We start from the raw sequence: 11,517 nt of genomic DNA, 5'->3' as shown, positions 1-11,517 counted from the left end.
CACAGTCAGCGGGCCCGTCGGGTGACGAGGCGTTGGAGGACGATGAAGACGAACAGGAGGGCGCCGGTGATGATCGACGTCCACCAGGAGTTGAGGGTGCCGTCGAAGGTGATCAGCGTCTGGATGATGCCCAGCACCATGATCCCGAGCACGGTGCCCAGCACGTAGCCGGAGCCGCCGGTGAGCAGGGTGCCGCCGATGACGACCGCCGCGATCGCCGTCAGCTCCAGGCCGATGCCGTTGAGCGGGTCGCCGGAAGATTTGTACAGCACGAGGAGCAGGCCGCCGAGCGCCGAGCAGAAGCCGCTGATCGTGTACACCGCGATCTTCGTGCGGCCGACCTTGAGGCCCATCAGCACCGCGGACTGGGCGTTGCCGCCGATCGAGTAGACCGTCCGCCCGAACCGCGTGAACGCCAGGACGTAGGCCGCGACGGCCACGGCCACCAGCGCGACGACCACGCTGATCGAGATGTGCAGCTCGCCGCCCAGCGGGATCTGCGTCTGGGCCAGGGTCGCGATGGTCGGGTTGTCGATCGAGTACGCCTGTGTGGTGATCGTGTAGCAGAGCCCGCGGGCGAAGAACATCCCGATCAGGGTGGCGATGAACGGCTGGATCTCGAAGACGTGGATCAGCGCGCCCATGCCGGCGCCCAGCAGCGCGCCGATCGCCAGCACCGCGGCGACCGCGGCCGGCACCGGCCAGCCGTGGTTCTGCAGCAGGTCGCCGGAGACCACTGTGGACAGCGCGACGACCGAGCCGACGGACAGGTCGATGCCGCCGGTGAGGATCACGAACGTCATGCCGACGGCGACGACGAGCAGGAAGGCGTTGTTGATGAACAGGTCCAGGACGACCTGCCCGGACCCGAACGCCTCGTAGCTCGACGCGCCGAAGACGTAGGCGCCGACGAGCAGGGCCATCGTCGCCAGGATCGGCAGGTGGCGTTGCCGTGGCCGGTAGCCCTTGACCCGGGCGAGCGTGGTCATGCCGCGACCTCGACCTTCTCCGGCGCGGTGGCCGGGGTGCGGGGGTGGGGCCGGCGCCGCCGCCGGAGCTTGCGGCGGAAGGCGGGTGACTGCAGCAGGCACACCGCGAGCACGACGACGGCCTTGAACAGCATGATCGCCTGGGGCGGGATGCCGAGGGCGTAGACGGTCGTGGTCAGCGTCTGGATGAGCAGGGCGCCGATGACCGAGCCGCCGAGGGAGAACCGGCCGCCGGTCAGCTGGGTGCCGCCGATGACGACGGCGAGGATCGCGTCCAGCTCGATGAACTGACCGGCGTTGTTGCCGTCGGCGCTGTGCACGTTGGCGCTGATCATCAGCCCGGCGATGCCCGCGCACAGCGCGCAGAAGACGTACACGAGCCAGGTCAGCCGCGCCGACCGCAGTCCCGCGAGCCGGCTGGCCTCCGGGTTGCCGCCGACGGACTCCACCAGCAGGCCGAGCGCCGAGCGGCGGACCAGCAGCGAGGCGAGCACGAACACGGCGAGGGCGACGAGGATCGCGCTCGGGAGCGTCAGCACGAAGCCGCTGCCGATCCACTCGTACGGGCCGGAGTTGATGGTGATGATCTGCCCGCCGGTGATCAGCTGCGCGATCCCGCGGCCGGCGACCATCAGGATCAGCGTCGCGATGATCGGCTGGATGCCCAGCCCCGCGACGAGCCAGCCGTTCCACCCGCCGAGCACGAGCGAAAGCCCCAGCGCCAGCCCGACCGCGACGAGCGTCGCGCCGACGCCGCCGGGGTGGTCGGCGATCCACAGGCAGGCCAGCGATCCGCTGATCGCGACGACCGCGCCGACCGAGAGGTCGATGCCGCGGGTGGCGATGACGAGCGTCATGCCGATCGCGATGAGGATCAGCGGGGCGCCGTTCTTGAGGATGTCGACGAGGTTCCCGTAGAGGTGGCCGTCGCGCAGTTCGATCGAGAAGAACGCCGGGTGCGCGATGAGGTCGCCGGCCAGCAGCGCGAGCAGCGCCACGACGGGCCAGAACAACCGGTGCTTGGTCATGAGACGGCTCCCTCGGCCATCGTGGCCATGATCTCGTCGGCGGTGAGCGCCCGGTTCTCCCGCTGCGCCACCACCTTCCGGTCGCGCAGCACGACGACGCGGTGGCTCAGCCGCAGCACCTCGTCGAGCTCGGCGGAGATGAACAGCACGGCCATGCCGTCGGCCGACAGCCGGGTGACCAGCCGCTGGATCTCCGTCTTGGCGCCGATGTCGATGCCGCGGGTCGGCTCGTCGAGGATGAGCAGCCGCGGCTCGGTGATGAGCCAGCGGGCCAGCAGGACCTTCTGCTGGTTGCCGCCGGAAAGGTTGCCGACCAGCGCCTCGGGGTCGGCAGGGCGGATGTCGAGCGTCTCGATGTACTCGCGCGCGATCTCGTCCTGACGCCGGCGCGACAGCGGCCGTGCCCAGCCGCGCGACGCCTGGAGCGCGAGGACGATGTTCTCGCGGACGGTCAGTTCCTCGACCAGGCCTTCGGTCTTGCGGTTCTCCGAGCAGAACGCGATGCGGTGGTCGAGCCCGGCGCGCGGGGTGCGCAGGTTCGCGGCCTCCCCGTCGAGGCGGACGGTTCCGCTGTCGGCGTGGTCGGCGCCGAAGAGCAGCCGGGCCAGCTCGGTGCGCCCGGAACCGAGCAGCCCGGCGAGCCCGACGACTTCCCCGGCGTGGATGTCGAGGCTGAACGGTGCCACGCCGCCCCTGCGGCCGAGGTCTTCGGCGGACAGGAGCACCGGCGCGTCCGCGACCTCCGCGCGGGTCGGGCCGGAGTCTTCGAGCTTCTCGAGGACCTGCAGCTCCTTGCCGATCATCCTGGTGACGAGGTCGACCGGCGTGATGTCGGCCGTGCGGTACTCGCCGATCAGCTTCCCGTTGCGCAGCACGGTCATCCGGTCGGCGACGGCGAAGACCTGGTCGATGAAGTGCGAGACGAACAGGATCGCCATCCCCTGCTCGCGCAGCGACCGGACGACCCCGAGCAGCTGCTCGACCTCGCCGCTGTCCAAACTGGACGTCGGTTCGTCGAGCACGAGCACCCGCGCGTCGACGTCGAGCGCGCGGGCGATCGCGACCAGCTGCTGGACGGCGATCGAGCAGGTGCCCAGCTCGGCCGAGACGTCCACGTGGACGTCGAGGCGGGCCAGGAGCTCCTCGGCCCGCCGCCGCATCGGGCCCCACTGGATGCGGCCGAAGCGGCGGGGTTCCCGCCCGAGGCAGACGTTCTCGGCCACTGACAGGTTCGGGCAGAGGTTGACCTCCTGGTAGACCGTGCTGACGCCGGCCCGCTGGGCCTCGCCGGGGCCGCCGAAGGCGACGGCGGTCCCGGCGAGGGTGATCGTGCCCGCGTCCACCCCGTGCACCCCGGTCAGCACCTTGATCAGGGTGGACTTGCCGGCGCCGTTCTCGCCCATCAGCGCGTGGACCTCGCCCGGGAAGAGGCGGAAGTCGACGTCGTCGAGGGCGAGGACGCCGGGGAACTCCTTGCGGATCCCGGTCATGGTCAGGATTTCGGTGGACACGGTGACCTCTCAGTACTGCCGCTGCGGCAGCGCGGCCTTCGCGGACGCCTGGTCGAACTCGGTCTCCTGGGTTTCGATGCGCGCCGGCACCTGCTCGCCCGCGGCGACCTTCTTGACCAGGTCCATCAGCTGCGGGCCGAGCAGCGGGTTGCACTCGACGACGTGGTTGATCTTGCCGTCGGCCAGTGCGGTGAGCGCGTCCTTGACGCCGTCGACCGAGACGATCTTGATGTCCTTGCCCGGCACCTTGCCCGCGGCTTCGATCGCTTCGATGGCGCCGAGGGCCATGTCGTCGTTGTGCGCGTAGAGGACGTCGATCTTGGGCTGGGACTTGAGGAAGGCCTCCATGACCTCCTTGCCCTTGGCGCGGGTGAACTCACCGGTCTGCGACGCGACGATCTTGTACTTCGGGTCCGCCGCGATGACGTCCGCGAAGCCCTTCTTGCGGTCGTTGGCCGGGGCCGAACCGGTGGTGCCCTGCAGCTCGACGATGTTGACCTGGCCGGTGGCGCTCGCGAACTCCTTGGTCAGCCACTCCCCCGCCTTCTTGCCTTCGGCGATGAAGTCGGAGCCGAGGAAGGTCTTGTAGAGCGACTTGTCCGGCGAGTCGATGGCCCGGTCGGTGAGGATGACCGGGATGTTGGCCGTCTTGGCCTCCTTGAGCACGGTGTCCCAGCCGGATTCGACGACCGGCGAGAACGCGATGACCTTGACCTTCTGCTGGATGTAGGAGCGGATCGCGGAGATCTGGTTCTCCTGCTTCTGCTGCGCGTCGGAGAACTTGAGCTCGATGCCGGCGGTCTTCGCCGAGTCCTGGATCGACTTGGTGTTGGCCGTCCGCCACCCGCTCTCGGCGCCCACCTGGGCGAACCCGAGCGTGATCGCCCCGCCGGAGCCGCCTGAGGAACCACCACTCCCGCAGGCGGTGAGCAGCACGAGTCCGGCCGCCGTGGCCGCCGCGGCGGCCCATCGCTTCTTCAGCACGTTCACTCCTCGATCGACGGTGATCATTTCTGTTAGCGTTAACATTCAGAGGTGGTCCGCTCCGGTCCGGCGCGCGGAACGCGCTAACGCGGCCCGGTGCTCTCGCGGACGATCAGCTCGGGCACGACCAGGGCGCGCGCGTGCCGGTCGCCCCCGCCCAGCCGCTCGGTGAGCAGGCCGAACGTGCGCCGGCCGACCTCGATGAAGTCCTGGCGCACCGTGGTCAGCGGCGGCGTGAAGTACGCCGCCTCGGGGACGTCGTCGAAGCCCGCCACGCGCACGTCCCGGGGCACCGAAATCCCGGCCTCGGCGAACGCGCGCAGCAGGCCGAGGGCCATCTGGTCGTTGCCGGCGAAGACGGCGTCGAGGTCCGGCTCCCCGGCGAGGGATCGCCCCGCCTCGTAGCCGGAGCGCGAGCTCCAGTCGCCGCGGATCACCCGCGGCACGTTCGCGCCGTGGCGCTCGAGGGTCTCCCGCCAGCCGAGCTCGCGGTCGCGGGCCTCGAGCCAGTCTTCCGGTCCGGCGATGTGCCAGACCGTGCGGTGGCCCAGCGCCAGGAGGTGTTCGGTGGCGCGGCGGGCGCCGTCGCGCTGGTCGACGGAGATGACCGGGACCGGCGCGGCCTCCCCGCCCCCGACCGCGACGACCGGGAAGTCCGCGGGCGCGGCTTCGAGGGCCTTGCCCGCGGTGACGTGCGGGGCGATGACGATGACGCCCTCGACGGCTTGGCGGCGGAGGTTCTCCACCGCGTCGGCGATCGACGACCGGCCGGGCCGGCTGACACTGGAGATCGTGATCGCGTACCCGGCTTCCCGGGCGGCGTTCTCGATGCCGTAGAGCGTGCTGGCCGGACCGTACAAGTTGGACTCGAGCGCGACGACGCCGAGGGTGCCGGTGCGCCCGGTGACGAGCGCGCGGGCCGCGGAGTTCGGGCGGTAGCCCAGTTCCTCGATGGCGGCGAGCACCCGGGCGCGCGTCTCGGGCCGCACGGGACCGGTTCCGTTGATCACCCGGGACACGGTCATGTGGGACACGCCCGCCACGCCCGCGACGTCGGTCAGGCTCGGCTGCCGCGTACCGGCGGCGGTCACCCGGACCGGGCCGCCGGAGCGAGGTCGTTCGGCCACCGGCATCCCCTTCCGTGCGGACCGGCACTGGTCTGCGTCACCCGTTCCGGTGACGGCGAGGAGTCAGTGTTAGCGATAACACCCACGCGGTCAAGCCCGGGTCGCGTAACGGTCCAGTCACGCCCCCGACCACCGGTCTTCCGCACCAAGGGTCGTGAGTGAGCACCAGTGCCGGAACACTGTTGCTCACTCACGAGCTTCAGCCGAGCGCCACCGAGGCCGCCACCGGGAGGTGGTCGCTGCCCGTCGCGGGCAACGTCCAGGCCGCGACCGGGCGCACCCCGTCGACGAAGACCTGGTCGATCCGGGCCAGCGGCAAGGACGCCGGCCAGCTGAGCCCGAAGCCGTCGCCCGCCTAGTCCTGCGCGGACCGCATCCGGGCGGTGATCGGCGCGAGCCCGCGATCGTCGGTCGTGCCGTTGAAGTCCCCGACGAGCACCTTGCGCGGCGACGGGTCACCGGCGATCGCTTCGGCGAGCAGACCGATCGCCTCGTCACGGCCGTTCGCCGTGAAGCCCGAGTCGACCCGGACCCGCACCGACGGCAGGTGCGCCACGAACACCGCCACCGGGCCCTTCGGAGTGTCCACTGTGGTCCGCAGCGCCCGTGTCCACGGCATGATCGCGACGGGGTGGGTGGACCCGAGCGGGAGCGTGCTCCAGATCCCGACGGTCCCCTGCACGGAGTGGTGCGGGTACGCGGCGGCCAGCGCCTCCTCGTACTTCGGCACCTCGGATCTCTTCAGTTCCTCCAGCGCGATGACCTGCGCACCGGAGGCGGCCAGGGCACGCGCGGTGCCGGCCGGGTCCGGGTTCTCGTCGTTGACGTTGTGCGACACGATCGTGAGGTCGCCGCCGGCCGCCGTCTTGTCGGACAGCCTGCCGCCGAAGAACCCGCCCCAGACCACGGCCGGCAGCAGCAGTGACACGAGGGCCAGCGCGGAGCGCCGGATCAGGGCCGCCACGAGCAGCGGCACGACGAGCAGGCCGGTCCACGGCAGGAACGTCTCCAGCAGGCTGCCCGCGTTGCCCACGGCGTTGGGCACCAGCGAGTGGCCGAGCAGGAGCAGCGCGGTCAGGGCGGAAAACCCGGCGATGACGCGGCCGCGACGCCAGGTTCCCCGCTCCGGCGGCGCTTTCGGTTCGAGGGTCGTCGTCACCGGGGCGCCGCCGGGAGTTCCCGCCGGATCGCGGCGATGAGCTTCTCGCTGGCGTCCAACGCCGCCTGCAACCCCTGCGCCGGGCTGCCGCCGGGGCTCTGGTGGAGCACGACGCCGAGGATGAGCGCGCCGTCACGGGCTTTCGCCGCCCACATCAGCGCGCCGCCGGCCGCCGTGGACGAGCCGGTCTTCAGCCCGATGACGCCGTCGCGGCCCAGGAGGGTGTTGGTGTTGACGACGTCGCCGGGCACGCCGTCGACGCGCAGGCTCGGCGTCGCGACGATCGCGCGGATCACCGGGTTCCGCATCACCTCGCGCGCCAGCAGCAGCTGGTCGGCGGCCGTGCTCGTGGTCGAGTCCTCGATGCCGCTCGCGCCGGTGTAGGTCGTGTCGGTCATGCCGAGCGCGGCGGCCTCGCGGTTCATCTTCTCGACGAACGCTTCCTGGCTGCCCGCGTCCCAGCGGGCGAGCAGGCGGGCGACGTTGTTCCCGGACGGCACGAGCATCAACGCCAGCAGGTCCCGTTCGCCGATCTGCCGGCCGGCGCGCACGGGCGCGGTCGACTCTTCGGACGACGCCGACTCGGCGGCGGCCTGGTCGTCGACGGTGACGAGCGGGCCGGGTTCGCCCGCGCCGAGCGGGTGGTCCTTCAGCACGACGTGCGCGGTCATCACCTTGGTGACGCTCGCGATCGGCACCGGCCGCCGCTCGCCGCGGCTGCCGAGCGAGCCGAGGCCCTGGACCTCGGCGCTGGCCTGTCCTTCGGCCGGCCACGGCAGCGGCAGGTCGACGGCCGGCCGCGCGGCGCTCGGCCAGCGGTCGACGGTGGGCGGGAAGAGCACCCAGCACGTCGCGGCGACGGCCACCAGCGCGGCGGCGGCGAACCCGCCGGCGACGGGTGGGATGCGGGTACGGGCCATGGGTCTCCTCCGGGTGCCGGGGTGTGCCGCGGAGGCACACCCCGATCACTGTGTCCGGGGAAGATCGCCGGGCCGTCGGGGTTGGTCGACAGGTCTGAACCAGAAATGTCGCGGTTCGGTACCAAAGCCGGCCCGCCGAAGTCGCCGTACCGGGTTACGACGCCGGAAGACCGGCCGGCGTGGCGCGGGACCGGCCCCCCTCCGCCGCGCGCGGAGGACAGCCGGTCCCGCTGGTCGGGAACCGCTCAGCTCACGTGGACGTAGTCGACCACCAGCTGCTGCGGGAACTGGGTGCTGCCGTCGGGGTCGCCGGGCCAGTAGCCGCCGACCGCGAGGTTCAGGATCACGAAGAAGTCGTGGTTGAACACCCACTGGTTGCCGTTGACGTCGGCCGGCGTGCGGGTCTGGTAGGCGGTGCCGTCCACCGACCACACGATCTTGTCCTGCGACCAGTCGATCGCGTAGGTGTGGAAGTCGTCGGAGAAGTTCGGGCCGTTGTACGGCGCGCCGATGCCACCGGAACCGGAGTAGCCCGGGCCGTGGATGGTGCCGTGCACCGTGTTCGGCTCGAAGCCGACGTTCTCCATGATGTCGATCTCGCCGCACTGCGGCCAGCCGACGTTGCCGATGTCGGAGCCGAGCATCCAGAACGCGGGCCACATGCCCTGCCCGCGCGGCAGTTTCATCCGGGCCTCGACGTGCCCGGACGACGCGGTGAACTTGCCGGAGGTGTTGAGGCGCGCCGAGGTGTACTCGCAGGCGCCGTACCAGCAGTTGTTCCCGCTGTTCTCCTTCTTGGCGGTGATCACGAGGTGGCCCTGGCCGTCGAGCGCCGCGTTGGCGGTGCCGTCGGTGTACCACTGGCGCTCGTGGTTGTTCACGTTGTCGCCGGTTTCGTGGACCCACTTCGAGCCGTCGACGCCGCTGCCCGCCGGGCCGTCGAAGTCGTCGCTGAAGGAAGCCAGCGGTGAAGCGGGCGCGGCCTGGCTCTGCGGTGCGGCCACCACGGCGCCGGCTGCGAGCAGCGCCGCGGGCACCACCAGCAGGCGGGCGGTCCGCCGCCATCGGGCGGAGATCCTGGTCGACATCGTCGTCGCCCCTTCCGTTCCGCGGGCGACGGCTGGCGGCTCACCGGCACCCTATTTGTTGTGGATGGCAACAAAGTATGGCCGGGACGGTGGCGAAGAACAAGGCTATCCGGTCGGACATTTTCCGACGAGTACCCGATGGTCCGGACCACCGGGTACTTTCGGGCAACCCGGGCCTCAGCGCAGGATGCAGTCGAGCCCGAGGCCGACGCCGGTGGCGACGTACTGGCAGATGTGGGACGCGTGGGCGGCGTCGGTCTCGGTGCACGCCAGCGGCACCCCGAGCAGGTCGACCGAGCAGTAGGCGTAGAACTGGTTCGGGTTGCCCGGCACCGGGTCGGCCGACGCCGGGCCGGCCGCGGCGACCACCGCGGAAACCGCGAGTGCGGCGGCCGCCGTCCAGGAAGCGATTCGGGTCTTCATCGTGCTCTCCCTCCACCGGATCCCCTGTGCGCCAGGGGTTTGTGCTGGGAAAGATTCCCCGCCGGACGCCGGTTCAGCTCCGGGTCACCGGAAAGTGTCACACCACCGGCCGTCGAACCGAACAATGCATGAACACTCGGTGCTCGATTACGTCCGAACGTCGGTAGTTGCGAGCAGCTTCGATCATCTACGCTGACGTCGCCCTGCCGAGGTCCCCCTGGAGGCTCCCGTGATGGCCGACCCGCACGAGTTCACCCGACGCAGCTTCCTCGGCGGAGTCGCCGCCGCCGGCGCCCTCGGCGCCCTGCCGCCCGGCATGGCCGAGGCGCTCGCCGAACCCCGCGTCTCCGGCAGCCTCTCCGACGTCGAGCACGTCGTGGTGCTGATGCAGGAGAACCGGTCGTTCGACCACTACTACGGCACGATGAAGGGCGTCCGCGGCTACGGCGACCGCTCGGCGATCGTGCTGCCGAACGGCCAGGACGTCTTCCACCAGCCGGATTCCGGGCGCAGCGACGGGAAGTACCTGCTGCCGTTCCGGGTGGACACGACCAAAGTGGACGGTCAGGACCTCGGCGACCTCGGCCACGGCTGGACCGACCAGCACCAGGCCATCGCCGGTGGCGCGAACAACGCGTGGATCCCGGCCAAGGGCGAGATGACCATGGGGTACTTCGCGCAGGGCGACATCCCGTTCCACCGCGCGCTCGCCGACGCGTTCACCGTGTGCGACCACTACTTCTGCTCGGTGCAGGGCCCGACCACGCCCAACCGGCTCTACCTGTTCACCGGCACGATCGACGCCGCCGGCCAGGCGGGCGGGCCGGCGAACTACAACCCCGCCGACTACAAGCCGGTCTTCAGCTGGACGACCTACCCGGAACGCCTGCAGCAGCACGGGGTTTCGTGGAAGGTGTACGCCAACAAGGAGGTCGGCGACGCCGGCGGCTCCTTCGTCGGCGACTACGGCGACAACCCGCTGTGGCTGTTCAAGGCCTACCACCAGGACTACACCTCCGATCTGTCCAAACGGGCCAGTGTGTTCAAGACCTGGGGGCCCGATTCCGGCCAGGGCAAGGACGTCGACCACGTGCTCGCCGAGTTCAAGGCCGACTGCGCGAGCGGGTCGCTCCCCCGCGTCTCGTGGATCGTCGCGCCCTACGGCTACTGCGAGCACCCCGAAGCCCGTCCGGTCGACGGCGCCGCCTACACCCAGACCGTCCTCAACGCCCTGTGGAACAACCCCAAGCTCTGGGAGTCCACCGTGGTGCTCATCAACTACGACGAGAACGACGGCTTCTTCGACCACGTCGCCCCGCCGGTCGCGCCGTCCGGGACCGCCGGCGAGTACATCGGCGGCCAGCCGATCGGGCTCGGCGCGCGCGTGCCGATGACCGTGATCTCGCCGTGGAGCCGCGGCGGCTGGGTCAGCTCGGAGGTCACCGACCACACGTCGGTGATCCGCTTCCTCGAGCGCTGGACCGGTGTCGCCGAGCCGAACATCAGCGCGTGGCGCCGGGCGATCTGCGGCGACCTGATGACGTGCTTCGACTTCGGCACGCAGAACGTCCAGATCCCGCTGCTGCCCGACACCGCGGCCCTGCGCAAGCAGGCCGACGACACCCAGAAGAACCTGCCGAAGCCGACGCCCCCGGCGACGGGCAAGCAGCAGGCCCCGGTGCAGGAGACCGGCACCCGCCCGGCCCGGGCACTCCCCTACAAGCCCCTGGTGACGACGTCGCTGAGCGCCGACCACCAGATCCTCACCACGACGTTCGCCAACCAGGGCACCGCGGCCCTGCAGCTGATGGCCTACCGCAACGACGGTCAGACCGACGGCCCGTGGCCCTACGACCTCGCGCCCGGCGCCCAGGTCAGCGACACCTGGCGGATCCAGCTCTACGGCGGCGGCAAGTACGGCGTCGCCGTGCACGGGCCCAACCGGTTCCGCTGGGTCCTCGCCGGGGACGCGAACAGCGCCGGCGCGGGCGTCGACGTCCTCGGGAGCTACACCGCGGACAACAAGCTGCGGCTGACCCTGCGCAACGGCGGGCAGACGACGGTCAAGATCACGGTGACCGCGAACCACTACCGCACCGACGGGCCGTGGACCTACACCCTGACCGCGGGCCAGACCGTGACCGACGACTGGAACCCGGTCGCCTACGGCTCCGGCTGGTACGACCTGTCGGCGACGCTCGACGCGGACCCGAAGTTCCTGCGCCGGTTCAGCGGTCACGTCGAGACGGGCGCAGCGAGCGTCACCGGCTGATCCGTTCACATCCATG

At 70.8% G+C, this 11,517-nt stretch carries 8 protein-coding genes and 2 pseudogenes; 1 reads left to right on the top strand and 9 read right to left on the bottom strand.

Features of this window, described 5'->3' with window-relative positions; all coding sequences use genetic code 11:
- Positions 1-5: 5 nt before the first annotated feature.
- The 9 genes and pseudogenes from yjfF to ACYVLJ_RS16620 form a co-directional block, all read right to left on the bottom strand.
- Positions 6-989, bottom strand: coding sequence for an ABC transporter permease family protein (gene yjfF / locus ACYVLJ_RS16660; protein ID WP_460439255.1), 984 nt, complete (start codon positions 987-989; stop codon positions 6-8).
- On the bottom strand, positions 986-2,017 hold the full coding sequence (locus tag ACYVLJ_RS16655) for an ABC transporter permease (RefSeq protein ID WP_460439254.1): 1,032 nt from the start codon (positions 2,015-2,017) through the stop codon (positions 986-988). The genes yjfF and ACYVLJ_RS16655 overlap by 4 nt, the downstream gene beginning before the upstream one ends.
- The gene (locus ACYVLJ_RS16650) at positions 2,014-3,507 is read right to left on the bottom strand and encodes a sugar ABC transporter ATP-binding protein (RefSeq protein WP_460439611.1); all 1,494 of its coding nucleotides are present in this window, start codon (positions 3,505-3,507) and stop codon (positions 2,014-2,016) included. The genes ACYVLJ_RS16655 and ACYVLJ_RS16650 overlap by 4 nt, the downstream gene beginning before the upstream one ends.
- 30 nt (positions 3,508-3,537) lie before the next feature.
- Complete coding sequence (locus ACYVLJ_RS16645; protein WP_460439253.1) at positions 3,538-4,539, bottom strand: ABC transporter substrate-binding protein; 1,002 nt, start codon at positions 4,537-4,539, stop codon at positions 3,538-3,540.
- A gap of 56 nt (positions 4,540-4,595) precedes the next feature.
- On the bottom strand, positions 4,596-5,645 hold the full coding sequence (locus ACYVLJ_RS16640; RefSeq protein WP_451980454.1) for a LacI family DNA-binding transcriptional regulator: 1,050 nt from the start codon (positions 5,643-5,645) through the stop codon (positions 4,596-4,598).
- Between the two features lie 193 nt (positions 5,646-5,838).
- Positions 5,839-6,798: pseudogene (locus ACYVLJ_RS16635) on the bottom strand (endonuclease/exonuclease/phosphatase family protein).
- A complete protein-coding gene (locus ACYVLJ_RS16630; RefSeq protein WP_460439252.1) occupies positions 6,795-7,718 on the bottom strand; it encodes a D-alanyl-D-alanine carboxypeptidase family protein in 924 nt (307 codons plus the stop codon). The pseudogene ACYVLJ_RS16635 and the gene ACYVLJ_RS16630 overlap by 4 nt, the downstream one beginning before the upstream one ends.
- A 248-nt stretch (positions 7,719-7,966) precedes the next feature.
- A pseudogene (locus ACYVLJ_RS16625) lies at positions 7,967-8,806 on the bottom strand (glycoside hydrolase family 16 protein); the annotation flags it as partial.
- 177 nt (positions 8,807-8,983) lie between these two features.
- Positions 8,984-9,229, bottom strand: a complete 246-nt coding sequence (locus tag ACYVLJ_RS16620) for a hypothetical protein (RefSeq protein WP_460439251.1) — start codon at positions 9,227-9,229, stop codon at positions 8,984-8,986.
- Positions 9,230-9,461: 232 nt separating this feature from the next.
- On the opposite strand from ACYVLJ_RS16620, the gene ACYVLJ_RS16615 reads away from it, so the two are divergent.
- Positions 9,462-11,501, top strand: coding sequence for a phosphocholine-specific phospholipase C (locus ACYVLJ_RS16615; protein WP_460439250.1), 2,040 nt, complete (start codon positions 9,462-9,464; stop codon positions 11,499-11,501).
- Positions 11,502-11,517 lie beyond the last annotated feature (16 nt).

The sequence above is a fragment of the Amycolatopsis stemonae genome, from assembly GCF_054781455.1.
Note: the sequence above shows the minus strand (reverse complement) of the source record. Positions and strands in the feature narration are given on the sequence as shown.